Consider the following 25,500-nt stretch of genomic DNA (forward strand, 5'->3'; position numbering starts at 1 on the left):
TTTTTTGCTGGTTGCACAACGTTCAAATGGCCAAACGATTTCTCTATTGGATGGCTGGACGCGGCAAAAGCTCAAGCGACTGAAGGAAGAAGAAACTTTTGTTTGTCCCGGATGCCAAAAAGAGGTGATTCTAAAGCTGGGTACAAAGAAGCTGCCGCATTTTGCCCATAAAAGAGAAACGAAATGTCCGTTTGAGCATGAGACAGAATCGTCGTATCATGCTTCTGGAAAACGGGATTTGTTTACGTGGCTGCAAAAACAAGCACCCGATGTCCAGCTAGAGCCCTACTTTCTTACGATTCAACAGCGTCCAGATCTTTATGTGAACATCCAAGGACGGCCGTATGTGTTCGAATATCAATGCTCGGTCATAAGCGAAGCACAATTTCAAAAGCGCAATAATGGCTACAAAAAAACGGGTATGCAGCCCATTTGGATATTGGGAGCACACCAGCTTCAACGACTATCCGCTTTTCATTTTAAGCTTTCTAGGTTTCAATGGCTATTCACACAGTACGTGTCCTCCATTTCCCCGCAACCCTTGCTTTTCTATTACTGTCCTCAGACAAAGAAGCTGATCCGCCTCGTTCATCTCGTTCCTTTTTCGACCTATCATGCTTTTTCTGTTCCCATCATTCAAAAGATTGATCATGTTCGTATCCATGATTTTTTTACCTATCCGCAAATTTCGTTGCCGTCCTCCTTTTGGCGAACATGGCTCATGCAAAAAACAAAATGGCGCCAAACCTTTACGTTCTATCCTTCCACGTTGACGAGGGCAGTCTGTGCGGATTTCTATTTGCACCACCCTCCATCTTTATTTCCTTGTGAAGCAGGGTGGCCGCTGCAATTTGGCTATTTATTTGAAAGTCCTCCATTTATTTGGCAGACCTATATTTTACTTTTTATAAACAGTTCCAACCGAACGTATTCGCTTGCGGAGATTTATAACTGGATAAAGAAAAAAATTGCAGAACGCAAGCTATTTGTACGTGCGCTTCCATTGGCACAAGCATACCCTTACACAAGGGCGATATATGAGTATATCCAGCGGCTGGAACAGCTCGGCTATGTTCGATGGATGACCAAAAAGTCCATTCAGCGCATCCAAAACTGGACGTTTCCGGCGACGATAGAAGAAGCACTGGCCAATGATCGCTCATTGCTTGAGCAAATAAAAAGAACGTCGCTGTCATATAATGATTGGAGGGAATTTTAAAAAGAAAGAGAATACTACTATAATGTAATGTTTGATAAAGGAGGACAATTTGCATATGACTGAAAAGCAAGCGGTAAAATCATTGCCAAAGCGCAATGAAATTCCTATCGAGGAAACGTGGCGGCTTGAAGATATTTTTCCAAGCGATGAGGCATGGGAGCAAGAATTTCAAGAAGTCAAAAAAATGCTGCCCCAGCTCGCTGATTATCAAGGGCGTCTAGGAGAATCCGCCGATGTTTTCTATGAGGCGCTGCAATATCAGGATCATTTGTCGCTGCGTCTTGACAAGCTGTATACGTATGCGCATATGCGCTACGACCAAGATACCACCAACTCTTTTTACCAAAGCTTAAATGATCGGATTAAGGGGCTTTACAGCGAAGCATCAAGCGCAATGGCTTTTATCGTGCCAGAAATTTTGGCGATTGATGAGGCGAAAGTGAAGTCATTTCTTAAGGAAAAAGAGGAACTTAAGCTTTATGAACATGCTTTAGATGAAATTAACCGACAGCGGCCGCATGTGCTGAGCGCAAAAGAAGAGGCGTTGCTTGCTCAAGCGGCGGAGGTGATGGCCTCATCAAGCAATACATTTGGGATGCTAAATAACGCCGATTTAAAATTCCCGACCATTATTGACGAAAATGGGGAAGAAGTTGAAGTGACGCACGGACGTTACATACGCTTTCTTGAAAGTGAAGATCGCCGCGTTCGCCGTGATGCGTTTAAAGCTGTGTATAAAACATACGGAAAATATAAAAACACTTTTGCCAGCACGCTTAGTGGCGCAGTGAAAAAAGATAACTTTTTTGCCCGCGTGCGACAGTATCAATCTGCGCGTCAAGCGGCTTTAAGCAGCAATAATATTCCGGAGAGCGTTTATGATAATCTTGTGGAGACTGTAAATAAAAATTTGGATTTGCTGCACCGATATGTTCGATTGCGCAAAAAAGCTCTAGGGCTTGAGGAACTTCATATGTACGATTTGTATACTCCTCTGGTGAAAAATGTAAAAATGGAAGTGACATATGAAGAAGCAAAGCAGTATCTACTAAAAGGACTAGCTCCACTTGGCGAAGAATATGTAAGCATCGTGAAAGAAGGACTGGAAAATCGTTGGGTCGACGTGCGTGAAAATGTAGGAAAAAGAAGTGGAGCTTATTCTTCAGGAGCTTATGGAACCAATCCATATATTTTGCTGAATTGGCAGGATAATGTCAATAATTTATTTACGCTTGCCCATGAGTTTGGCCATTCTGTCCACAGCTATTATACGCGGAAAACGCAGCCATATCCATATGGCAGCTACTCGATTTTCGTGGCGGAAGTCGCTTCGACATGCAATGAAGCATTGCTCAATGATTATTTGCTAAAAACGATTGAAGAGGAAGACAAGCGGTTGTATTTGCTCAATCATTATTTGGAAGGTTTTCGCGGCACTGTATTTCGGCAAACGATGTTTGCTGAGTTTGAGCATATGGTTCATGTAAAAGCCCAACAGGGAGAAGCGTTAACAGCCGAATCACTGACATCTATGTATTATGAGCTCAATAAAAAATATTTTGGAAGCGATGTGGTTGTTGATGAGGAAATCGGTTTAGAATGGGCGCGAATTCCGCATTTTTACTACAATTATTATGTATATCAATATGCGACAGGCTTTAGTGCGGCTACAGCGTTGAGCAAGCAAATTTTAGAAGAAGGAGAGCCGGCTGTTCAACGGTACGTTGAGTTTTTAAAAGCCGGCAGCTCTGATTATCCGATTGAGGTGCTGAAGAAGGCTGGAGTGGATATGGCGACAGCTAAGCCAATTGAGGAAGCGTGCCAAGTGTTCGCACAAAAACTGGAAGAGATGGAACAACTGCTGTCGTAGATAAAAAACGAATGTGGGGATTACCACATTCGTTTTTTTTGAAATCCTTTAAAACGGTTGCGGTTGTTAAATGTCCATAATGCGAATAAAATCGAAAGAAACAAAAGAGGCATCGTAATGAATAAAGGCATGACGTGCATTAAGCCGAATAAATTCAAAAGAAAGGCAATCAACACTATCAACATCCAAAAAATGAGCGTGATTCGTTTCATTGTTCCCTCCATTTCTAGCTGTTTTATATTCATTGTATGATGATGGTCCGGCTTAACATGCCTTGCTTAAGGATTTATGACAAAATCGTGAACAAATAAACAAAACAGTTGTCAAAAAAAACGATCACTGATATGATAATTACGTGAATAAAATCACAAATAACCTTATACCCCTTTGTTTGACCGTGAAAATTTTCTCCCATCCCCTTTGTTGTCTTAATGACAATAAAAAGACAAAAGACCCGGCCTGCGCTGGGTCTTTTGTCTTTTTATGTGTAAAAGGAAATTATTTGGTCGAAAGATACCTCCAAAAAGTTCCGTACTTTACGGGAACTTTTTCAATTTTTTGCTTGAGTTGCAGCTTTTTCATTTCCTTTTCGACCTCTTGTATATCAAGATCATACACAACGGCGATTTCTTTTGTGGCAACAAATCTAAAATGGTTTAAAAAGGCTTCAAGTGGGGGGGGCGGTGATGGCTCTGGACAGAATCCCAGCATTTCATGAATCAACTCCACATAAATGCTATATGGATAGCATCCAGAAATTTTAATGCCCTCTTCTTCAATATTTTCGTTAAAAAAGACGAGTGTGGGAACTTCTTGGACATCCATTTCTGATGTAATTTTTAAGTCGCATTGAAATGCTTTCGCGGCACTGTTAGAATGAAGGTCCTTCATAAATTCATTAACATCCAGCTCGACATTTTTCGCACACTCCAACAAAACATTAATATCAGCAATATTTTGTTTTTCTAAAAACAGGAGTTCTTGGAGCTTGCGCAAAAAGCGCATGCCAGCCCGTTTTCCTTGTAGTTCCGCCGCTTTAATGGCAATCGAAGCGGAATAGGGAGTGTCTATAGGGTTTTCAAACCATAGGCTTCCATCACAAGACATGCCGGAGCGGCTGGCCGTGCGTTCCCACGTATGAGCAATCACTTCAAATTTTTGTTTTTTACAGATGTTCAATGTTGCCAGTCTTCCGCTTAGCACATGCTTCAAGGTAAAAAATCGTCCATATTCAATGAAAAGCTTTTTGATAATGGGTTCAAGCGCCCAGCATTCCGGACAAAGAGGATCGATAAATAAATAAATTTCCAAAGGCTTTTTCTCACCACTACAATGCTGAAAAGCGAATGGAAAGTTGGATACGATGCCAGCTACCTTTTCATTCAAAGGAATGCTCCTCTCTATCTTGTTCTGGAGTGTTAATCATATGGTGAGCAGTCAGTACAAGGCGATGATAGAATTCTTCACGCACTTGTCCGGATAAGCCGACTTCGTCCATCGCTTCTCTCATACAGGCCAGCCATGCTTTGGCCCGAGTCGGAGTGATTTCAAACGGCAAATGGCGGGCTCGAAGCATTGGATGGCCGTGTTCTTCTGTATAGAGGGGCGGACCTCCTAAATATTGAGTTAAAAATTGTTTTTGTTTTCTGGCTGTTTCCGTTAAATCAGCCGGGAAAATAGGTTGTAAGTCAGGATGTTTAGCAACACGGCTGTAAAACGCATCAACGAGCTTTGCAATCATTGGTTCCCCGCCAATCGATTCATACGGTGTTCTCGAGTGTTCCGCCATCATTGATAACTCCTTTAAAACAAATATCATGTATTGCTATTTTAACAATGAAGTCCATATATCTCAAACAAAGCGACTTAGCGGTCGCACTCTAAACAAAGGATTTTTTACGAATAGTATATGTTTAGTACTTTTTGTACATACGACCTTGTTTCACGAAATGGAGGAACTCCTCCGTATTTGTCAACGTTCCCCGGTCCTGCATTATAAGCGGCGAGGGCAAGCTCAAGATTGCCATTGTAACGGTCTAATAGCTGACGTAAATACTTTGTTCCTCCTTCTATATTTTGAACGGGATCGAATACATCAGCTACCCCAAGCATTTTCGCTGTGCTCGGCATTAACTGCATAAGCCCGGCGGCGCCAGCATGGCTTTTCGCATCAGGACGGAACCCGGATTCTTGACGAATAACCGCATGAATCAGTTTAGGCTCCACACCATATTTTTCAGCGGTTTGTTGAATGATTTCCTCTATACGGCTGTTTGAAGGAGCGGCTTGATTGGCTGGAGCAGCTGCTAGCGTGCGGAGCGGCAGAGCGGTCAGAGATTTCAAGGAAGTCTCCTCTGTTTGCGGCTGCTTTGATTCTGTCTGCTCAAGCACTTGGGACAACAACGCTTGAAACGGCGTTCCCATTTCCGTGAAAGGATCAGCTGTAGTTGAAGTGTTGGTAGAAAATGAACGCAACGCTTGAAGCTCCATCCACATTTTGATTTGTTGAATGTTCATGATTGATCCTCAACTCCATATTTTTTAGCATAGAGACGTTTGATCTTGTTTGCACTTGGACGATAGGGAATACGGAAGGAAGCGAGCAATTTCTCGAAGCTGTTTTTTCCTTGTTCCCAGTCATTAACTTCAAATTCCAGCTCGTAATCTTCTGTTTGCAAATAACAGCTATGATCCAACACAAGCATTCCGCCTTCATAAGGAACTTGCGCCCGGTGGGTTGCGAGTGTTCCGAAATGCTGCAATTGTTCTGCTGCTATCCCCATGTCTTTTAAAAGGCTTTTCATTTCTCCTTCCATCATCGCCGGATTGTTTAATATGGACTGCGCTTTTTCTTTTGTAAGTGCTTCATGAGTTTCCAACAATCCTTGTTCGATTGTTTGCTTTAACGTCAGTGTATATGTATCGTTTTTGACTCGAATGCGCAATGCCGCTCCTTGTCCTTTTAAGGAAAATTCCGGCGTGTCAAAATAATGATTTTCCTGATAAACAAACTGATCATCCCTAATGAAAAAAAAATGCTTAAGGCGATTGAACTCTTCTTGCGTCAGCAAGTTTTTAAACTCCATTTCGATTTCTTGTTTCATCTGCTTTCGTCTCCTTGTATTCTTATCCTTATTATGAAATGTTTCAAACTGAATATCAATGGTTTATTGTGCATAGGTGTATTATGGTAAAATAAAAGTTGGATTGGATTGTTGCAGTGGAAGGAGACGGTATGATGAGGAAAAAGATAATGATTCAACAAGTAGAAAAACGCAATGAACAACTATGGCTGTTGGCTGAAGAACCGCCGTTTTCGCTGGAGAATGCGGCGCCGAAACGCTATATGCTTGTGGATTCTGATCTTTTATCATTTGTTTATATAATTGAAGCGGGAGATGAATTTATCTATATAGCCATTCCCCAGCCAGTCTGGCCGGAAGTAAAACAGGCATTGCACCAGCCGCTTTCTGTTTTTCTCCAATGCGGTGCTGCCAAAATGGAATTGCCTGGTTTCCAGGAAGAATTGGCTTATTTAGTTGACAATATTGAAGGAAATGCAAACTATGGTGAAGAGATGGAGAAGGCCGTAAAAGACGTATTTCTTACATAATGCTTGGTGGTGGTTATATGGTAAAGCATTGGGACTTATTTCTCGCCCCTTATAAACAAGCAGTAGAAGAGTTAAAAGTGAAATTAAAAGGAATGCGGACACAATTTGAAATGCAAGGTGTTCCTTCACCGATTGAATTTGTGACTGGAAGAGTCAAGCCGATCGCGAGCATTCTTGATAAAGCTCAAAAGAAAAATATCCCTCTCGATAAGTTGGAAGAGGAAATGCAGGATATTGCCGGACTGAGAATGATGTGTCAATTTGTGGATGACATAAAAATCGTGGTGGAGCTGCTGCGGCAGCGCAACGATTTTGAAATCGTGGAGGAGCGTGATTATATCACGCAAAAAAAAGAAAGCGGCTATCGCTCTTACCACGTTGTTGTTCGCTATCCTGTACAAATGATCCATGGTGAAAAGAAGATTTTGGTAGAAATTCAGATTCGAACGTTGGCTATGAATTTTTGGGCGACAATTGAGCATTCTTTAAATTATAAATATAGCGGGCGTTTTCCGGAAGAGATTAAAGCACGTCTGCAGCGCACGGCAGAGGCTGCTTATTTGTTGGATGAGGAAATGTCGAAAATCCGGTTTGAGATTCAGGAGGCGCAAGCGGTGTTTTCCCGAAAACAAGAAGCAAAAGGGGAAGAACGATGAAGAAAAAACAAGAGGATATGAAATTTGCCATCACCTCTAAAGGAGATGCCATATCTAATGCGCTAACACAAAAAATGAAAAGCTACTTGTTGGATTTTGGACTTGAATATGATGAAAATCAGCCCGATATTGTCATTTCCGTTGGCGGTGATGGGACGCTGCTTTATGCATTTCATCGGTACTGCCGCCGCCTTGATAAAACGGCATTTGTTGGCGTGCATACAGGCCACTTGGGCTTTTACGCAGATTGGGTGCCTGAAGAAATTGAAAAACTTGTGATTGCCATTGCGAAAACTCCTTATCAAGTGGTCGAATACCCATTGCTTGAGGTGATTATCCGTTACGTTAATGGCGGGCGGGAGGCAAGATATTTGGCGCTGAATGAATGCACGGTAAAAAGTGTCACGGGAACGCTTGTTATGGATGTAGAAATAAAGGGTGACCTTTTTGAAACGTTTCGCGGAGATGGGCTTTGCATTTCGACCCCGACTGGAAGTACGGCATACAATAAAGCGTTAGGAGGAGCCATTTTGCATCCATCGCTGGAAGCGATTCAATTGGCGGAAATGGCATCCATTAACAATCGTGTGTTCCGGACGATTGGTTCGCCGCTTGTTTTGCCAGCGCACCATACATGTATGTTGAAGCCGGTCAATTACAGCGATTTTCAAATTTCAATTGACCATCTATCGCTGCTTCATAAAGAGGTAAAATCCATTCAATGCCGTGTAGCCGATGAAAAGGTTCGCTTTGCGCGTTTTCGTCCGTTTCCGTTTTGGAAACGGGTCCGCGATTCATTTATTACCGACTAAACATGTGAAAGAAAGGGTAAACAGCATTGACGTACTTTTCATTGCAATGGACGATTACACAACAAGCAGATGGAAAGCTTATTCGCGATTTTTTGAAAGAACAACACATTTCGCGGACTGCATTAACCGATATTAAGTTTCATGGCGGCGCTATTGAAGTTGATGGAAACCCTGTCACTGTCCGTCATCTCCTTCGGTGCGGTGAGACATTGTTTGTGCGTTTTCCTCCAGAAGAACGAAGTGCAGATATGATAGCAGAACCTCTATCCCTTGATGTGGTGTATGAGGATGAATATTTGTTAGTGGTTAATAAGCCGCCTTACATGCCAACCATCCCATCTCGTGAACATCCAAGAGGCACGTTGGCGAACGCTTTACTGCATCATTACGACAAACAAAATCTATCTTCGACGGTGCACATTGTGACGCGGCTGGACCGTGATACTTCAGGGCTGGTGCTTGTGGCCAAGCACCGCCATGTCCACCACTTATTGTCCGAATTGCAGAAGAAAGGGTATGTAAAGCGAAAATATGAAGCTCTTTGCCATAACGTAGTGGAAGATGAGAGAGGAACGATCACTGCGCCGATTGGCCGAAAAGGAGACAGCATTATTGAGAGGGAGGTCTGTGAAGACGGACAACGGGCGATCACACATTTTCATGTTTTGCGGCGCTTCCGGCATTATACGCATGTATCATTGGAGCTTGAAACAGGACGAACCCATCAAATTCGTGTTCATCTGGCTTATTTAGGTCATCCGCTTTTAGGCGATGAATTATATGGAGGGAGCCGCGAAAAAATAAATCGCCAAGCGCTGCATAGCACGGAGCTGTCTTTTTTTCATCCGTTTCACCAGCAAATGAAGCGGTTTCGTTGTCCGCTTCCCCATGATATGAACCGGTTGATTGAAGAGGGCGCTGCTGCACAGTAGCGCCCTCTTTTAGTTGAATTCTTTAAATTTTTCTGGAATATACGGCAAAGTAGAGGGAACGGAAACCGTTTCGATTTCTGGATAGCGCAATGCTGTTAGCGCTCCTCCGAATACGCATCCTGTATCAATATTTGCTGTTCGATTGAGGATGCGCGGCTTTCTAACAGGAGTATGACCATAGACGATCCATGCGTCTCCATTATAATATTTGGCCCAATCTCGGCGAAGCGGTGTTCCGTCCGGATTCGTTTCCCCAGTGATATCTCCGTATAACACAAATGTTTTGACCTTTTGATTGTACTTGCCAATATAATCTTGACGAATGCCGGCGTGAGCGATAACCAAACGATTGTTGTCGAGGCGAGCATATAAAGGGGCATGCTCGTAAAGCCAAATAAACTTTTTCTTCATGAGGTTCTGTTCGCTTAAAGGGAGAGCGACATATTCAGCTACGGTCGTTTCTAAGCCGTGCGTGATTTGTACGTTTCGTCCGAGGAAAAAGCGGTACAGCTTATTGCAATGATTTCCGGGGACATAATGAGCCAGCCCGTTTTTCACAAGTGAAAATACAGTTTCGATGGTTTGTAAAGATTGTGGTCCGCGATCGGTCAAATCGCCGACAAATCCCAGCTTTCTTCCTCTCGGGTGAATCGGCATGCCGTTTATCCACTCATATCCTAGCTTTTTTGTCAGAGCAACTAGCTCCGTGTAACAACCATGAATATCTCCGATAATATCGATTTTCATCCGTTCCCCTTCTTTCCATTTCAATCATGAGTTAAAGCCAATGGTTTCTGCATGAGCGACGGCCGGAGACAATCGGCAGATTTGTTTTGTCATGTCCCGCGCGAAAAGGGATTAAACAGCATCGCTTTCAGGCTAATGGGCGAGTTTGTAAGGCGGTTGGTTATTCGATGATCTGGCCGTCCAAAATGATCCGATTTCTAGATGCAAACCTGTTCAGTGACACCTTTTATATTGTATGACCTTTTGGCAGGGAATAAACAAAGAAGCCGCAAGCTTGCGACTTTAGCAGATTGATCCATGCTGTGTCGCTTGCCTCGCTCATCCGCCTGTGAGGGTGCGTCTTAAGCATGTTGAAAATAGGATAAGGTGAAAAAACACAAGGAATGGGTGCTTAAAATGACAGTAGACAAAGTCAAAGAGGACTTTGTCTACCCCATCAAGGTTATTCTTCGGACGAAAACATAAATTTTTTCGTGCGGGAACGCACGTTTAAGACGATGCCAATGGCCAGCATGTAAGTGGCCAGCGAGCTTCCTCCATAGCTGATAAATGGAAGCGGCAATCCTGTAATCGGCAGCAATCCGATGGTCATGCCAATATTCTGAAAGACTTGAAACGTAATCATGCCGATGACCCCTGTGCATAAATAACTGCCATATAAATCATGGCTTTCAAGAGCAATGTGAACCATCCGGTATACAAGCAGGAAAAAGAGCGAGATCACAATGCTTGCGCCAATGAACCCAAACTGCTCAGCGATAATGCCAAAAATGAAATCCGTGTGCGCTTCCGGCAAATATACATCCAAATTTCCAAACCCTTTTCCGTACATTTCTCCTGATCCGATCGCAAGAAGAGAGCGAATGAGCTGAAACCCTTGCTCATTGGAGTATTCATATGGAGCAAGCCAGCCGTAAAAGCGATCTAATTGATAATCTTTCAAAATATATTTATGGAAAAAATCAGGAAATTGAAAGAAAATAAAAATGAGAATGCCGGCAATAGAGAAGCCGCTAAAAATAATCCCCAAAATAATGCGCCAGCGAATGCCCGATACGAGCACAAGGGAGGCGACAATCGCCATAAACACCATCGACATGCCTAAGTCTGGCTGTCTAATAAGCAGAAATAAAGGCGGCGCGGTGGCGAGGAGGGTTTTCCCTAGTAGTTGAAAATCCTCCTTTACCGTTGGTTCCGGATATTTTTCGCGATGATTCATAATAATACGGCTTATGACAATAATCATAAAAATTTTCATTAATTCGGACGGCTGAAAGTTACCGGCACCAGGGATGTGGTACCAGCTTGTTGCTCCTTTGAGGGTCACCGTTCCGGGAACATTGAACTCAAGACCGAGCAGAAGCAGCATTCCAAATCCGTACAGGTACCAAGCTAAGTGAAAGAGGCGGTCATAGTCAATAATTAGCGTAGCCGCAATGACAAAGGCTCCGATGACATACCACTGCAGCTGCTTCAATGAAAAATTTACCGATTGCAGCTTTTCAGGGAGCGACGGTTCTGCGCTCTGGATGGCAATCGCGCTGACAATCGCCATTAAAAATAGCACAAACAACAAATTATAATCTAACTTTGATTGCGATAATTTATCTTGTTCCATCGTTTTTTCAACTCCGTGTTAAAAACTTACCATATCCATATTAGCTAATTCTATTATTTTTGCAAAGGGAAGTGCGTAAATCAAGCGGAAAAAATTTGTCGATTCTTTTTTTTCGAGAAAATTATTATTTTGTCGAGCTATTTTTTTTGTTATAATGAAATTAATACTTGGTACTAATAACAAATAATAAAAATAAAAGCTATGATCATTAGGAGGATGGCGAATGACGTTATCATTAAAAGGTCGCACATATGTCGTGATGGGAGTGGCGAATAAACGAAGCATTGCGTGGGGAATTGCCCGTTCGCTTCACGCAGCAGGCGCCCGGCTGATTTTTACCTATGCGGGAGAGCGTTTTGAGGCGGAAGTGCGCAAATTAGTTGAAACGCTTGAAGATGAGACCGCTTTGTTGCTTCCTTGCGATGTGACAAATGATGAGGACATTGTCAAATGCTTTGCAGACATCAAAGAAAAAGTGGGTGTCATCCACGGAGTAGCGCATTGCATTGCATTTGCCAACAAAGAAGATTTAAGCGGCGAATACATGAATGTAAGCCGTGAAGGATTTTTGTTAGCGCATAATATTAGCGCTTATTCATTAACGGCTGTCGCAAGAGAAGCAAAAGCGCTTATGACTGAAGGCGGAAGCATTGTTACGTTGACGTATCTTGGCGGCGAGCGCGTTGTACAAAACTATAATATCATGGGTGTTGCCAAAGCTTCATTAGATGCGAGTGTCAAATATTTAGCGAACGATTTAGGCCAATACGGCATTCGTGTCAACGCGATCTCTGCTGGGCCGATTCGCACATTATCAGCAAAAGGGGTCAGCGATTTCAACTCTATTTTAAAAGAAATCGAAGAGAAAGCCCCGCTTCGCCGGACAACAACACAAGAGGAAGTAGGAGATGCGGCGCTGTTTTTGTTCAGCGATTTGTCTCGCGGTGTTACCGGCGAATGCATTCATGTCGATTCCGGCTATCATATTTTGGCCCGTTAATATCATGGCTTTTTCAAAAAAACGGGATGGAGCGGCATATATAGATACGGATGCCTCCACCCTTTGTTCCTGAGTGGGGATTTCAACGGTCGGGCGGTCGAACAATACCGCTTCCAGACAAATTCGTTTACCTGAAAGCGGCTGGTTGTTCGGCGTCCTGTCCTCTTATAATTATGGATCCATAGCCCCATAGCAACAAGCTTATAAATTGATGAAAAAACGACGAAAGATGGGGTATATGAGAAAGTCCATCTGCAATCGAAACGATGGATGCTGCAAGAAGGCAATCGCATAGGAAATCCAAAGCAGTCTGTGGGTGATATCCGCGGGCTGCTTCTTTTTTTGATAAACGTAACAAGGAAAGCAATGGACGACAGAAGATCTCCATGACATTCTGGGAAGCGGTGTCGTTCGTCCACCCAACCGCGGAAAAGGTTCAAACTCCAATATTCACATCACAAATGGCAGCGATAGAACCAAACAAGCAGTTTGGTCATTTTTTATTTTATGAAATCTGCTTTGTCACGCTCGGGCATTTCTTGTTTGCGAGTGTACTTTTGCCTAGAGAAAGCATACATTATGTTGTAGAACATTTTGAATAAAGGGGGAAAGCCGATGAAACAAAGCGTTCCGAACGAGCCGCTTCTCTATATTGTCCAACCAAATTTAGAACCAAAGGTTTCATATATGCAGCAGTCCTTTCAAGCCAAAAAGCCTCGATCATCTCAGCAGACAGGAATAGCAGAATGGGGGGAGGATGCGCAGAAACAAGGAAAACAGAAGCAATTTCAAGAAATGACATTGGAAGAGCAAATTCAATTTCTTGTGAAGCTACCTAACCAAATGTCACGGATCAAATGCCACCTTGTTACGAGAAAAGGGGAATATAAAGGCTTTATTTTGGAGTATCGAAACGGTCATGTGAAATTTCAAACGGACCGAGGAAACAAATTTACCATTCCATTTAACCAAATTGATTCTGTAACCTTAATCGGGTTTAGCAAAGATGCATAAGATGAAAATTGCGAAGAAATCGCCTCTGTCAGCTTAACAGCTGATAGGGGCATTTTTTATAAAGAAGAGCTTGCGTTCTTTTGTTAAAGGGAGAGCGGTAACGGCTGCTCAGAGGAAAAAATGTTTCCCTTTGTTATATTTGTCTATACCTTATTCCTAAGGCGGCATACCTTATAGTAGGTTTCAGGCGGATGCCTCATCGCTGTCAAAAGAGGTGATCCTCTGTTTCTGAGTGGCCTCTCTCATTCGTTGGCTCAATAAAGTGAAAAGATCGAGAATAGGAGTTTAGGACATGAAGACAAAAAGGAAAAGAGAGAGCGTCATCCATTATACGGGTTTCTATAATAACTGCCATTTTGAAGGTCAAGCGAACAGGTTCGAGAAAAAAGCAGCCGGATGGTCTTGACGGTCATAGACTCTTCTTCAGCACAAAAATCGGTAACTACGAACCGGACAACGAACGGTTTAGCGAAATATCAGTCTGAAAGCAAGGGGTCTTGGACATTCGGCCGTTGGACAACAGCATATGCTCCATATGAAAAGAGGAGGCTTCTATCTAGTGCATGAGCATGTTCCATGGAACGCTGGGTTTTTATTCAAAGAATGGAGACACTTTTGCAACAAATGCAGGAGAATCGTTTATAAAGGCTGTCTTCATTCAGTTAATGATGTGAATCGCTTTATATGGCAAGAGGAGGGATCGTGTGGAGAAGAGTGGAATCGGGCCGTGGGTGGTCAGTGAACTAGATCATGAATTTTATGTACCTGATTATATCGAGCAAATAGCGCAAGAGGTGCTGCAAAGCTACGATTTGTCTGTACAGAGCCGTCAGGTTGTGACGACAAAGCCGGATAAAGGGGGAGCTATTTGGAAGCTAGAGACAAAATCAGGCCCCAAAAGTCTAAAGTTATTGCATCGCCGACCGACTAGAAGTTTGTTTAGTTTAGGCGCCCAAGAGTATTTAGTGAATGTGAAGAAAGCAAGGGTGCCAGCCATTATCCAGACAAAGGATGGACAAAATTATGTGGAAGTGGGGGGAAAGTTATGGTTTGTGGCTGAGTGGATTGAACCACTGGCGCCCGTTTCTAAAGATTTAGAAGGAGCAAAGCAGCTATGCTACGCTCTTGGCGAGTTTCATCACTTAAGCAAAGGCTACGTTCCGCCACAGCAGGCAGAAGTCGCTTCCAGACTGCATAAGTGGCCGAAAAGCTATAAAAAAATGATTGAAAAAATGGAATGGTTTCGGACCATTGCTACGGCTTATCAAGAGATGCCGGCGAGTCCGCATTTATTAAATACTGTCGACGAGTTTAAAGAGCAGGCAAAAAGAGGATTTGACAGACTAAATCAATCTCATTATTTTGAGCTGGCGGCGAAGGGAAACGAGTATTGGGGGCTTGTCCATCAGGACTATGGCTGGTCCAATGGTCAAATGGGAGCCGAAGGAATGTGGATTATTGACTTGGACGGTGTTGCTTTTGATCTCCCAATTCGTGATTTAAGAAAGCTGATTAGCGGCACAATGGCTGACTTATATCGCTGGGATGCGCAATGGGTGAGGGAAATGATCCGATCATACCATGAAGCAAATCCAATCTCGGCTGAGCTATATGAAATTTTAATGATTGATTTGTCCATGCCGAATGAATTTTATAAAAATATAAAAGAAGTTGTATATGAGCCGGAACTATTTCTAAACGAAGAAACGATCCAGCTGATCCAAACGATTGTTGATACGGATCAATCGAAATGGCCTGTTTTAGAAGAGATTCAACATGATTGGGAAAAAGGGGGATACGAATGAAAGTTTTAATGATTTGCACGGAAAAACTTCCTGTTCCCCCAGTATTAGGCGGAGCGATCCAAACTTATATTGAGGGAATTCTTCCGTTTTTAAAAAAAGAGCATGATATTACGGTATTAGGCGTGAGCGATCCATCTCTGCCAGATGAAGAAACGCTGGACGGCATTCATTATGTGCGAGTTCCGGGAAAAGTGTTTGAGATTTATCGGGAAAGTGTTGTTCGCTACATTGAAGCACATCCATTTGATCTGATCCATATTTTTAACCGCCCGCGTCTTGTCCTTCCTGTCAGGCAGGCAGCTCCGTTAGCGAAAATTACACTAAGCATGCATAACGATATGTTTCATCCTGAAAAAATGGATCCTCAAGAAGCAGAGAACGTTATACAAGAAGTATCCAATATTGTTACGGTCAGCGATTATGTTGGAAATGTAATTAGCGACCTTTACCCACAAGCGGCTGCCAAGGTGCGCACAATTTATTCCGGGGTGGATACGAATCGGTTTTTACCAGGCCACCATCCGAAAATGCAGAAAATACGCCAGGAAATCCGCCGAGCTAACGGCTTGGAAAATAAAACGGTGATTTTATTTGCCGGAAGACTCTCTCGCAATAAAGGAGTCGATCAATTAGTGAGGGCGCTTCCAGAGCTAGCAAAAAAATTTAAAGATCTTGCCTTAGTGATCATTGGAAGCAGATGGTTTAGCCAAAATGATGTAAATGATTATATTGCTTATGTACGCGCATTGGCAAAAAGACTTCCAGTGCCCGTTGTCACAACCGGCTTTGTTGCTCCAGATGAAATTCAAAATTGGTTTGCGGCTGCTGATCTCTTTGTTTGTACATCCCAATGGCAGGAGCCCTTGGCTCGAGTGCATTATGAAGCGATGGCTGCTGGCCTTCCAATTGTAACGACTGCTCGAGGAGGCAATTCCGAAGTGATCGTGCCAAGAGAAAACGGTCTTGTTGTAGAAAATCCGGAAGATCCGAACGAGTTTGTTGCTCAAATTGCGCAAATTATATCAGATCGATCGCTTATGAAGAAAATGGGGGAAAAAGGAAGAGAATTAGCGGTTTCTCGCTATGAATGGAATCGGGTGGCTTCTGAGTTGCTTGATGTTTGGACCCATGCGCAGCAAGCAGAGCACGAACAAACGCACCAAGAATATGCAGTTGAGCCGCTGCAACAACATACAGCGGTTGAACTGGAGGAAGCAGACTTAAATCAAGAGGAAAGCAAAACTGAACAGAAGAACAAAAGGAAAGAAAAGGGAAGAAAGCGGAAAGGAACGTTACAAGCGGACCGTCCAGCAAAGCAAGAACAAAACTCAACTGGTGAGCATGTAAGTGCAAGCGAACCGAAAAGGAAGAAAACGCTTGAAGAAAAACAACCTAATTCGCCGGCTGCTGCGAATCACAAATCTTTAGTGTTATCGTCCTCTTCTTATGAGCTTCCTGTATTTTCTCGCAGGAAAGGGAAAGGAAGCAATGACAAACCGTTTCGCGCTTTTATCATTGGCAAATGAAAAGAGAAAGGATGCTCCGATGAGGGGCATCCTTTCTTGATGATTTCATGAGGCAAGACGAATCTTTCCTATTTACACTCTGTTAAGAGGCGGGTGGCTTTTTGATGGATTATTAAAAGAGAAGCATTCGCTAATGAAGGCAATGGTTTGTAAACGCTTCTTCATATATCGCCGCAAAGCGCTGGGCGACATGCCGAAATTGAAACTGTCTTTCCACCTCCTCCCTGCCGATGCGCGCCATTTCTTGTGCTTTTTCCGGATGAGTGAACATATAATCAATCGCTTTTGAAAAAGCAGTGGCGTCGTGATAATGATTGATGACAAATCCGTTTTCCAGATGACGGATAATTTCCGGATTTCCGCCGCGATTGGTGGTAATAATCGGGATTCCTGCTGCCATTGCTTCATAATGGACACGCGCAAGCGGTTCATGCCATTGTGAGCTGCAAACAAATACATCACCGATTAAAAACATGCGAGGAATTTGTTCAGAGGGAATATAGTTTGTAAATATAATATGGTTTTTAAGCGGAGCAGACAAGCGATGAAGCATGCTTACGTAATCATCCCACGTGTTTTCGCTAAACCATTTTCCGCCGACAATGACCAATCGTGCATCCGGATGACGCAAAAGGAGATCAGGCATACATTGAATAAGCAAGTGTGGCCCTTTTGTTTTGCTTAACCTTCCGATGAACACGATTACCTTTTGATCATCAATGCCGAATGTTTGGCGAAGCTGGCGGCGAATGCGCTCGCCTTCCTCTGTCCAGATAGGGACATATTTTTCTAAATCGACCCCTGAATAAGCAACACGAATTTTTTGCTCCGGGACATGATATCTCCTAATCACCGTTTGTTTGATATATTCGCTAACTGCGGTAATGAGTGTGCTGCTCTGCAAAGCTTGCTCCGCTTTTTCTTTACATAGTTTGAGTGGAGAAAACATATCGTTATGAAGGCTGAGAACAAATGAGCTTTGTTTGGCGGCTTCTTTATATTTGGCTATATGGGCTGGACGATTAAATACATGAATCACATCAAATGAATGTTTCGCTAGTTCGGCGGCCACATCATGCTCATATGTTTCTTTCGGAAAACGAATATACTCGATTCCATTTCTACATTCTCTTACAGGTAAAAGCGGATCGGTAATGGAAAAAATCGTAAGCTTGTTTGTTTGTGATATAAACGGAGCGATTCCGTCGATCATAAGCTGAATCGCTCCCCCTTTTATGGCAGGGGAAGGCAGCTTTTCTGTACAAATGTAAGCGATATTCATGGCAGGTCCACCTGATAGATGGAACGAATATACTCGATTTCACGTCTTAATCCTTCTTTTAGCGTTATTTTTGGGGAATAATGCAAATCTTGTTCTGCCATTGAAAGATCGGCCCAAGTATGTTTGGGTTCGCCAAGCGCTGAAGGGAAGTAATGTCTGTCGGCCTTTATTCCTGTCAATTCTTCAAGCAAATCAATGACTTCATTAATGGATGCTTTTTCTTTTCCCCCGATATTAAATGTTTTGCCAATGATATGGCGTTTGCCCAAGACTGAAATGGTTCCTGCTATACAATCAGAAATGTAAGTAAAATCACGCGATTGCATTCCATCGCCGAAAATCGTGATCGGTTGCTTCGTTAACAATTGTTTAATAAAGCGATGAAATGACATATCAGGACGCTGCCTCGGACCATAAACAGTAAAGTAGCGTAAAACAACGGTCGGAATTCCGAATGAGGTATGATATACGCGACATAAATGCTCTCCTGTTAATTTTGTAATACCATAGGGAGAAAGAGGGGCCGTCTCTGCTGTTTCTGAGAGCTTTCCGGTTTTTTCTCCATATACCGAGGAGGTGGAAGCATAAATAAATTGCTTGATAGGCGAATTTTTACATGCTTCCAGCAGCCGTTGAGTCGAAGAAATATTATGAAGAATGTATGCTTCAAACTCCTTTCCCCAGCTTGTGCGAACACCTGGCATCCCTGCTAAATGATAAATGATGTCTACATCTTTTAAGAGAGCCTCTAAATCAATCATGAAAAGGTCTTGGGCAAGCATCGTAAACCTTGGATGCGAACAAAGCGAGTCCATGTTAAAGGATTTTAGATGGATGGGGGTAGGGCCGATAAAGCCATCAATGCCTATGACAATGTTTTGCTCGTCTTCTAATAATTTTTCGCATAAATGAGAGCCGATAAAGCCTGCCGCTCCCGTGACCACGATTTTCATCCACAACCAACTCCTATATATTGTAGTCCCCATTGTTCAATGTCTTGACGTCTGAGGCAATTTCTTGCGTCAAGCACAATGGGGCCGTTCATTCGCGCTTTTATTTCTCGCCAATTTAATTGCTGAAACTCTTGCCAATCAGTGGCGATGATTAAGATATCTGCGCCTTCAACTGCTTCTTGGAGGGTATCGGTTTGCGTTACGTTTGGCTGATGGCTGCTATCTAGCTTCGCTTTCGGATCATAGGCACGGACGATGCAGCCGGCTTCGCTAAGCTTTCGAATAAGGTGTTCTGCAGGAGAGTGGCGAGTATCGTCGGTATTGGGCTTAAAAGCGATTCCTAGAACCGCAATGGTTTGATCAGATAAATGGTTGACTGCTTGTTGCAGCTTTTGAATGTAAAGATCCACTTGAGAATCATTAATTAGCTGAACCGCTTGTAAAAGATGAGGGGTAATCTTTTGGGAATGAGCAACTTGCTCGAGTGATTTTACATCTTTCGGAAAACATGATCCGCCGTACCCAAGTCCTGCTTGCAAAAAATGGGGGCCAATCCGCGGATCATATCCAATGCCTTTGGCGACATCGTGTATATTCGCGCCGACGGCGTCACAGATGCGTGCCATTTCATTTATGAAAGAAATTTTTGTCGCCAAAAAGGCATTAGAAGCGTATTTAATCATTTCTGCCCCTGTGAGGCTTGTAATCACATATGGACAAGAGATCCCGGCATATAAGCTTTTCATAATCGGGAGCGATCGCTGGTCATCCGGACGGAGTCCAATGACAATTTTGTCCGCGTGCAGCATATCGAAGATGGCTGAGCCTTCCCTTAAAAATTCAGGATTTGCAACAATAGAAAATAAATGGTTCGGCACTCCTTTCTCCAATAATTGGATATAGAGCTGTTCGGTTGTTCCAGGAGGCACCGTGCTTTTAATAATAATCGTTTTATAGGAGTCGATATGGAGCGCTAAATGGTCAATGGCTGATTGGATGTAGGTTAAATCCGTCCGTCCGTCTGTTAAAGAAGGAGTACCGACACAAATGATAACTGTAGAAGCGTGTTTGATGCCTAGATCAAGGCCGTTTGTAAAAGTGAGACGGTCGCGATTTTTCTCTATTATTTCTTTTAGATTGGGTTCATAAATCGGAATATATCCGCGGTTTAGCTGCTCGATTTTGTCATGGTTTTGATCGACACAGTATACTTGGTGGCCGAGTTCAGCTAAAACCGCCGCTGTTGTTAATCCGACGTATCCAGTTCCGACAATGCATACATTCATTAGAAACACCCCTTTTTTTAACAAATGAATCTGTTTGGAGCCACAATCGAGAAATTGATGTTTGGTTAGTGGGATGAGGGCAAGTCATCGACTTGTTATTTCGTCATGCACGTATGTGATGGAGGCGAATTGTATTCTTATTGCTGATGGTCAAAAACATCAATCACTTTCTTTTTCGATAGTTGCTGCATCTTTGCGTTAGTATGAGGCCGTTTTTTAATAACGTTTGATCAAGCATATATAAAACCGTCATCGCTTGTGCTTGAGCGTTTCCTTGATGACGAGGCCTTGCTTTTGCTGAGTGAATATGTGCCAATGAAAGCGTAAGCTGGTTGTGACGGGTGATGATTGAATTAGAAAATCACGGATCCAAGTGCGAATGGGCAGGATGAGCACTATTTGTGATAGTGTATGTGAGGACATTCTTTATCGGAAATATGGCAAAAGCCTATTTTATAAGAAAAATTGCCATTATAACAGCAAATAAAAAACCAGGTTTACCACCTGGCTGCATACAATTATTCGTCTTCTTTGTCCGCGAAATGACTCTTATTTTCCGAAACAGGAAAATCAAGAGAAAGGATGTCGCTGCTTTTAACACATATAATCTGGCCGCCGTCCTTATAAAATGGATCGATTAATAAGGAAACTTCTTCCGTCTGTTCGTTAAATGACTGGAAGAGGGCGTTATAATAGGTTTGGCCGGCAGTATGAACGTTAAGCTCTGTTCCTGGCGGCAAGCCGACTAATTGCTGCTTTGCTTCATTGGCGACTGGTGAGACTGCGTGGCTTTTCTTTGTTTTTTTCTTTAATAGCTGCGGATGAATGAATACCCGATACATGCTCTGTCACTCCCTTGTGGACGATAGTAAAAATAGCTAGTGACATTATATGACTGAAAGGGAAAAACGGTTTAGACCAACGCCTAATGCGGCTTGCTCTGATATTCGAGATGAAAAGAGAACTTAAATAAAAAGCCCCTCTGTTGATGGAAAACAGAGGGGATCATAGGTTAATAATAATATGATTTAATGACGCCAGCCCGCGCGGTATTTCATTGCAGTAAACGAAGCCGTTTACGACAACGGAGCGGATATCTTCTATTTGGTTAATTCTCATTTCGAAGTGGGAAAAGCGCAGTTCTTCATTTGGCATCAGCTTTTTCATATGGGTCGGCTTCAGCCAGTATTCTCCCTCTTTGATTTTCTCTTTCCAATCCTCGTAGGCAAATGTCCATTCCAACATGGTTTCATTCGCTGCGTCAGAAGCATGAGAGTCAGCCGGAAGAGGCTTCGTTGCGATTTTACCGCTAAGTTCACCTGCTCTTTTTGGGGAAGAGCGGATGCAAACAATCAAATTACTTAGTGGTTCATTTCCAATATTTTGAATAACAAAATCGCCAATGACAATGATTTCTTCTTCGCTTGTTTCAGGAAGAAGGAGCGAGTAGGCAAAAAAGGCTTGGGCTTTCGTCACCGCAGGAACCGTTTTTTCTTCATGTTCGGTATACTTCAATTGCTTTAGATGCTGAATTTGCCGTTCAGCCTCTTCAAGGGCTACCTCGTACGATAACATTTGCTGTTCGAGCTGAGCGATCTTTTTTTCGTAAGGCTCAATATGCGTCGTTTCAGTCAAATGAAGCTTGTCGAGCAAATATTCATTGCGGAGTTTTTCTTTTTGCAGCTCTGTTTCGAGCGCTTTTAACTGAGTTTCATATTTAGCAATTTCTGAACGGTAATGGATAATTTTTTGCTGCAATTGAATTTGGTGGTTCGGGGGGTTTTGTCCCATGATCTCCACCCTCCTTAACAGGCTGAATACGTCAAACGAGTCCTTGGTTCGACAGGCATTTCGAATCCGTCATAATGGATTCATTTGTACTCTTGATATATATATATATGAAAAAAGAAAATGAATACGACTGTATAAGTTGTAATAGAATGCCACAAGGATGTTTCCAAGGCTGGCTTACTTAAAGTCTTATAAAAATCAAAAGGGGAAGCTTCACCTTATATGATCGTGGATCCAAACATTCTCCCTGTTTTTCCTGCTGTGAATCTGCAAATAAAAAAGGCTGTTGTATGGAGCAACAGCCTAACTCGCAAAGAGATTTAATGACTTGGGAATACTTCAGGACATTGAGGCGGGAAGTTATCAGTAGGGCAAAGTGTTGCTTCCAAAATTTCTTCACGTGGTCTGCAAAAACGACCTTCTACCTCAATTTTCACATCCGCTTCAATTTGCACTTCTAAGCACAATGTGATGGAAACATCTAATTGTGAAAAGTTGTTTGTGCAGATCAAGCTGGCATCGCATTCGAAGAAGGAAATATGGCAGTCAAGCGATGTTCCTTCAGGAGCGCATAAAATAAAGGTTTGGGCAGTAGCAAACGGAATAGGGGCTGATTCGCCGACAATATGTCCGTTCGCATTTAAAATTTGTACAACAACGTGCCCTTTCACAAGCACTTTCACTTTTTGCAATGTGACTTGATCCCCAGATGGCAGAGTAACATTGACAGGCTGCCGGCCATTGGATTGGATGATTTCTTGGCAGATAAGCGCATCGTTATCCACTACAGGATCGATTCGGTTTCCATCCTCGTCGGATAAGAAGCAGCGGATCATGAAATCTTGAGCGTTCAAATCATTGGAAGCCAAGAAATCACAAATGTTTTTATGATGTCGCGGGCAGCGATCTTCTGGAAAGACGGCTTCTAATTCATCATCGTTAAAGCTTCTTAGCGGCACATCGACCTGGCGAGTAACCCAGTCATACACTTTGCGAGTTTTAATACATACTTTTTCTTTATGATGAGAGTGACTCATAACTCTTTCCTCCTATTTAAAGTTTTCTCCGCTGTAATGAATGAAATAAATCGTAGCGGAGGTTACGACTACTGTATACTATGAAAAAGCTGGGTAAATGTGCCGTGATAAAAGCGGAAATTTCATTTTTTTGGTCTAAAAGGAAAACGGGTTGAATTTGTATGTATTAGAATCACATGATTTTTTAAGGAGGAGAATAGCGGTGAACTCAAAACCACAAGAGGATGTTATGGTATTGAAGCAAAAAATGGCGGATTTGCAGTCCAAACTGGCGCAATATGAAGCGCAGCGAAACGATTCTAACGCGCTCAAGCTGGAAAATAAACGACTCACAGAGGAACTGGAAAGGGCAGAAGCTAAAGTAAGAGAGTTAACAAAGCAAATAGAAGAAGTGGTGGCTGAAAATATCATTTTAAAAGAGCTTGCTTGGCAAAGTGAAAAACGGTACGAAGAGTTAACGAAACTTAAGCAAGAAAAAGAAGAGCTGGAACGGCGTTTAGCACAATCCAAAATCCATTTTCCAACAGAGGAAGGAGAGAATTGGTTTTTCCACACGCTGCGACAACAAAATGCGATTATCAAAAGAAAGGAAAAAAATGATTCTCCTCCATCTTCAGCTCCTTTTTCCTTTAGTGAAGGAACGGAAGAAAAATAAAGTTTGCCTGGTACCAACGCTCTGCTGCCTTCATAGAATAGTAACAACCCAACACTTGGAGGTCATAGAGCGATGAAAGGGAAAAAGCCGATTGTTATCAATGGGTCGAAATCCTATTCGATCCACTCATCATCTAAAGGAAAAAAATCTGGTGGATGCGGATGTGGAAAGACGATTAGAAAAAAATGAACGAAGCTGCAAGGATTATCGGAAAGATCATCCTTTTTTATGAAAAACGCCTATACCATAAGCGTGACAGTTGCATAGTCTAACAATGCAAAAAGCTTAAATTACAAGGGAGGAAGCGAAGATGTCCGAAAATAAAAAGCCTCGTGTCATCCACGTTGATAAATTAATTATCCACGCTGATGATGTCATTATTTCTCCAAAGGGCCGCATCCACGATCCGTGGTTCTCGCCGCCGCGCCATGTAGAGAGTGGCGAGATGGAAGCGGAGGAAACGCATAAAGACCATCATTCAGAAGAGAAGGATGGCGACGAAAACAGAAGACCTTTTTCATGGTTTTAATTGAATAAGTGAAAATGGAGCTGAGGAGAAATGGAACGATTTAAAAACTATGGGCTTTGGGTAGCACTTGGCTCGTTTATTTTACTGGCGTTGCAAACATTCGGAGTGGATCTTGATTTAGGAAAATACGAACAGCTGTATGAAACGTTGCTAGGAATTTTGGTTGTAGCCGGAATCATCAATAATCCGTCAATTGGGCGTGGTTATTTGGATAAAACCGATAAAAAAGAATGAACAACATTCTGCCTCTATAGTAAAGAGGCAGTTTTTTATTTCAGAAAAAAATGGAAGTTATATTTTTGTTACAAAAACCCATTCTAACAGTGTAATCAAAATTTTTAGGAGGTTGTGCACGTGACAGTAGCATCTCAAGTAAAGCAAACGCTTGCCGGATTAAAATCAGCTCAAGCAAGCTTCGAAACATTTGCACTTCAAACCGAGAATAAAGCGGCAAAACAGCTTTATCAGCAAGCAGCTCAACAAACGCAAGCCATTGTTGATTTAGTGAACGCCCGTGTTCAAGAGATCCAAAAAGAAGAGCCGCAATATAATCAATAAAGCTGTGGCAGGCGTTTTTTGTTTCCGCAACAAAGGTTAGCACGCCTGCAAGGATTAAAAGGTTGGTTAAGCACCAACCTTTTTTCAAACGAAATACATAGATGAATGGGTTGATGAAGAATGATGAAAAATGTGACATTATTACTGATTTGCAGCCTCTTTGTCGTTGGTTGCGCAAGAGAGCCAGAAGTGAAGGACCAATCACTCCAAGGAAGAAATATGATTCGATTAAATATGGATGGAACAGCGCATTCGGCAACGATGGACCAGTCTGCCGCTCAACAAGCGGTGAACGATATCAAGCAAAAACAAGCGATTCGCGATGCAGTGGCCGTCAATACGAAAAATAAACTGTTCCTTGCTTATCAAGTCAAACACATGGAGCGTTTTCATAAAAAACAAATCGAAAAAGAGGTGCAGAAGCAGCTGAAAGAACGATTTCCACAGCATCAAGTCGTAATCTCCAGCGATTTAAAGCTGTTTTGGAAGACGAACGAGCTGAAAAAGCAGCTGCAAAAAACGCGAATGGGAGAACGCAAGCTGAATGAAGAAATCGAAAAACTGAAGAAACTGAGCGAAGAGACCGCATAATCCAAA

Annotated in this window: 28 protein-coding genes; 15 read left to right on the forward strand and 13 right to left on the reverse strand. The window is 42.6% G+C overall.

Going from position 1 to position 25,500, the window contains the following annotated elements; all coding sequences use genetic code 11:
* The first annotated feature begins 4 nt into the window (after positions 1-4).
* Positions 5-1,219 carry a competence protein CoiA gene (locus tag AT864_RS08590; RefSeq protein WP_066148298.1) on the forward strand — a complete coding sequence of 405 codons (1,215 nt, stop codon included), beginning with the start codon at positions 5-7 and terminating at the stop codon, positions 1,217-1,219.
* A gap of 55 nt (positions 1,220-1,274) precedes the next feature.
* Positions 1,275-3,089 carry an oligoendopeptidase F gene (gene pepF, locus AT864_RS08595; RefSeq protein ID WP_066148300.1) on the forward strand — a complete coding sequence of 605 codons (1,815 nt, stop codon included), beginning with the start codon at positions 1,275-1,277 and terminating at the stop codon, positions 3,087-3,089.
* A gap of 20 nt (positions 3,090-3,109) precedes the next feature.
* Here pepF and AT864_RS08600 read toward each other — a convergent pair whose 3' ends face one another.
* From AT864_RS08600 to AT864_RS08620, 5 genes are all read right to left on the reverse strand, one after another.
* On the reverse strand, positions 3,110-3,301 hold the full coding sequence (locus AT864_RS08600; RefSeq protein ID WP_044745743.1) for a hypothetical protein: 192 nt from the start codon (positions 3,299-3,301) through the stop codon (positions 3,110-3,112).
* A 286-nt stretch (positions 3,302-3,587) separates the two neighbouring features.
* Positions 3,588-4,475: a ClpXP adapter SpxH family protein gene (locus tag AT864_RS08605; protein WP_044745744.1), complete on the reverse strand. Its 888-nt coding sequence runs from the start codon at positions 4,473-4,475 to the stop codon at positions 3,588-3,590.
* Positions 4,468-4,878, reverse strand: coding sequence for a globin (locus AT864_RS08610; protein WP_044745745.1), 411 nt, complete (start codon positions 4,876-4,878; stop codon positions 4,468-4,470). The genes AT864_RS08605 and AT864_RS08610 overlap by 8 nt, the downstream gene beginning before the upstream one ends.
* 107 nt (positions 4,879-4,985) lie before the next feature.
* Complete coding sequence (locus AT864_RS08615) at positions 4,986-5,606, reverse strand: lytic transglycosylase domain-containing protein (protein WP_066148302.1); 621 nt, start codon at positions 5,604-5,606, stop codon at positions 4,986-4,988.
* Complete coding sequence (locus AT864_RS08620) at positions 5,603-6,193, reverse strand: CYTH domain-containing protein (protein WP_066148304.1); 591 nt, start codon at positions 6,191-6,193, stop codon at positions 5,603-5,605. Before AT864_RS08620 ends, AT864_RS08615 begins: the two co-directional genes overlap by 4 nt.
* A gap of 134 nt (positions 6,194-6,327) precedes the next feature.
* Between AT864_RS08620 and AT864_RS08625 the strand changes: the two genes are divergently transcribed.
* Genes AT864_RS08625 through AT864_RS08640 form a run of 4 tightly spaced genes read left to right on the forward strand, consistent with a single transcriptional unit; the run spans position 6,328 to position 9,102 of the window.
* Positions 6,328-6,702 carry a hypothetical protein gene (locus tag AT864_RS08625; protein WP_066148305.1) on the forward strand — a complete coding sequence of 125 codons (375 nt, stop codon included), beginning with the start codon at positions 6,328-6,330 and terminating at the stop codon, positions 6,700-6,702.
* A 17-nt stretch (positions 6,703-6,719) separates the two neighbouring features.
* Positions 6,720-7,358, forward strand: coding sequence for a GTP pyrophosphokinase family protein (locus AT864_RS08630; RefSeq protein ID WP_066148307.1), 639 nt, complete (start codon positions 6,720-6,722; stop codon positions 7,356-7,358).
* A gap of 17 nt (positions 7,359-7,375) precedes the next feature.
* Positions 7,376-8,170, forward strand: a complete 795-nt coding sequence (locus tag AT864_RS08635; RefSeq protein ID WP_183186680.1) for an NAD kinase — start codon at positions 7,376-7,378, stop codon at positions 8,168-8,170.
* A gap of 26 nt (positions 8,171-8,196) precedes the next feature.
* Complete coding sequence (locus AT864_RS08640) at positions 8,197-9,102, forward strand: RluA family pseudouridine synthase (RefSeq protein ID WP_066148311.1); 906 nt, start codon at positions 8,197-8,199, stop codon at positions 9,100-9,102.
* A 9-nt stretch (positions 9,103-9,111) separates the two neighbouring features.
* On the opposite strand, the gene prpE is transcribed toward AT864_RS08640, so the two are convergent.
* On the reverse strand, positions 9,112-9,849 hold the full coding sequence (prpE, locus tag AT864_RS08645) for a bis(5'-nucleosyl)-tetraphosphatase PrpE (protein WP_066148313.1): 738 nt from the start codon (positions 9,847-9,849) through the stop codon (positions 9,112-9,114).
* 442 nt (positions 9,850-10,291) lie between these two features.
* Positions 10,292-11,467 carry an FtsW/RodA/SpoVE family cell cycle protein gene (locus tag AT864_RS08650; protein WP_066148316.1) on the reverse strand — a complete coding sequence of 392 codons (1,176 nt, stop codon included), beginning with the start codon at positions 11,465-11,467 and terminating at the stop codon, positions 10,292-10,294.
* A gap of 223 nt (positions 11,468-11,690) precedes the next feature.
* Here AT864_RS08650 and fabI point away from each other — a divergent pair, with 223 nt between their 5' ends.
* The 4 genes from fabI (at position 11,691) to AT864_RS08675 (ending at position 16,812) form a co-directional block, all read left to right on the forward strand.
* Complete coding sequence (gene fabI, locus AT864_RS08655; protein ID WP_066148319.1) at positions 11,691-12,467, forward strand: enoyl-ACP reductase FabI; 777 nt, start codon at positions 11,691-11,693, stop codon at positions 12,465-12,467.
* Positions 12,468-13,082: 615 nt separating this feature from the next.
* Positions 13,083-13,481 (forward strand): CotO family spore coat protein, encoded by a 399-nt coding sequence (locus tag AT864_RS08665; RefSeq protein ID WP_066148322.1) that lies wholly within the window; start codon positions 13,083-13,085, stop codon positions 13,479-13,481.
* A gap of 704 nt (positions 13,482-14,185) precedes the next feature.
* Positions 14,186-15,286, forward strand: a complete 1,101-nt coding sequence (locus AT864_RS08670) for a CotS family spore coat protein (RefSeq protein WP_066148324.1) — start codon at positions 14,186-14,188, stop codon at positions 15,284-15,286.
* Positions 15,283-16,812 carry a glycosyltransferase family 4 protein gene (locus tag AT864_RS08675; RefSeq protein WP_066148325.1) on the forward strand — a complete coding sequence of 510 codons (1,530 nt, stop codon included), beginning with the start codon at positions 15,283-15,285 and terminating at the stop codon, positions 16,810-16,812. Before AT864_RS08670 ends, AT864_RS08675 begins: the two co-directional genes overlap by 4 nt.
* 130 nt (positions 16,813-16,942) lie before the next feature.
* On the opposite strand, the gene AT864_RS08680 is transcribed toward AT864_RS08675, so the two are convergent.
* The 6 genes from AT864_RS08680 to AT864_RS08705 form a co-directional block, all read right to left on the reverse strand.
* Positions 16,943-18,094, reverse strand: coding sequence for a glycosyltransferase family 4 protein (locus tag AT864_RS08680; RefSeq protein WP_066148327.1), 1,152 nt, complete (start codon positions 18,092-18,094; stop codon positions 16,943-16,945).
* Positions 18,091-19,047 carry an NAD-dependent epimerase/dehydratase family protein gene (locus tag AT864_RS08685; protein ID WP_044744166.1) on the reverse strand — a complete coding sequence of 319 codons (957 nt, stop codon included), beginning with the start codon at positions 19,045-19,047 and terminating at the stop codon, positions 18,091-18,093. Before AT864_RS08685 ends, AT864_RS08680 begins: the two co-directional genes overlap by 4 nt.
* Positions 19,044-20,333, reverse strand: coding sequence for a UDP-glucose/GDP-mannose dehydrogenase family protein (locus AT864_RS08690; RefSeq protein ID WP_066148329.1), 1,290 nt, complete (start codon positions 20,331-20,333; stop codon positions 19,044-19,046). The genes AT864_RS08685 and AT864_RS08690 overlap by 4 nt, the downstream gene beginning before the upstream one ends.
* 518 nt (positions 20,334-20,851) lie before the next feature.
* Complete coding sequence (locus AT864_RS08695; RefSeq protein WP_052660982.1) at positions 20,852-21,175, reverse strand: hypothetical protein; 324 nt, start codon at positions 21,173-21,175, stop codon at positions 20,852-20,854.
* Positions 21,176-21,338: 163 nt separating this feature from the next.
* Entirely contained in the window at positions 21,339-22,124 is a 786-nt protein-coding gene (locus tag AT864_RS08700) for a hypothetical protein (protein ID WP_066148330.1), read from the reverse strand.
* 320 nt (positions 22,125-22,444) lie between these two features.
* Positions 22,445-23,161, reverse strand: a complete 717-nt coding sequence (locus AT864_RS08705) for a hypothetical protein (protein WP_044744169.1) — start codon at positions 23,159-23,161, stop codon at positions 22,445-22,447.
* Positions 23,162-23,363: 202 nt separating this feature from the next.
* Here AT864_RS08705 and AT864_RS08710 point away from each other — a divergent pair, with 202 nt between their 5' ends.
* From AT864_RS08710 to AT864_RS08730, 5 genes are all read left to right on the forward strand, one after another.
* The gene (locus AT864_RS08710; RefSeq protein ID WP_066148332.1) at positions 23,364-23,816 is read left to right on the forward strand and encodes a hypothetical protein; all 453 of its coding nucleotides are present in this window, start codon (positions 23,364-23,366) and stop codon (positions 23,814-23,816) included.
* A 310-nt stretch (positions 23,817-24,126) separates the two neighbouring features.
* Positions 24,127-24,345: a hypothetical protein gene (locus tag AT864_RS08715; protein WP_066148334.1), complete on the forward strand. Its 219-nt coding sequence runs from the start codon at positions 24,127-24,129 to the stop codon at positions 24,343-24,345.
* Between the two features lie 30 nt (positions 24,346-24,375).
* Positions 24,376-24,579, forward strand: a complete 204-nt coding sequence (locus tag AT864_RS08720) for a holin (RefSeq protein ID WP_044744171.1) — start codon at positions 24,376-24,378, stop codon at positions 24,577-24,579.
* Positions 24,580-24,699: 120 nt separating this feature from the next.
* Complete coding sequence (locus tag AT864_RS08725) at positions 24,700-24,903, forward strand: DUF1657 domain-containing protein (RefSeq protein ID WP_044744172.1); 204 nt, start codon at positions 24,700-24,702, stop codon at positions 24,901-24,903.
* A gap of 120 nt (positions 24,904-25,023) precedes the next feature.
* Positions 25,024-25,494, forward strand: a complete 471-nt coding sequence (locus tag AT864_RS08730; protein WP_082741660.1) for a YhcN/YlaJ family sporulation lipoprotein — start codon at positions 25,024-25,026, stop codon at positions 25,492-25,494.
* Positions 25,495-25,500: the final 6 nt, after the last annotated feature.

Source organism: Anoxybacillus sp. P3H1B (assembly GCF_001560855.1).
In the GTDB taxonomy this organism is placed as follows: Bacteria; Bacillota; Bacilli; order Bacillales; family Anoxybacillaceae; genus Anoxybacteroides; species Anoxybacteroides rupiense.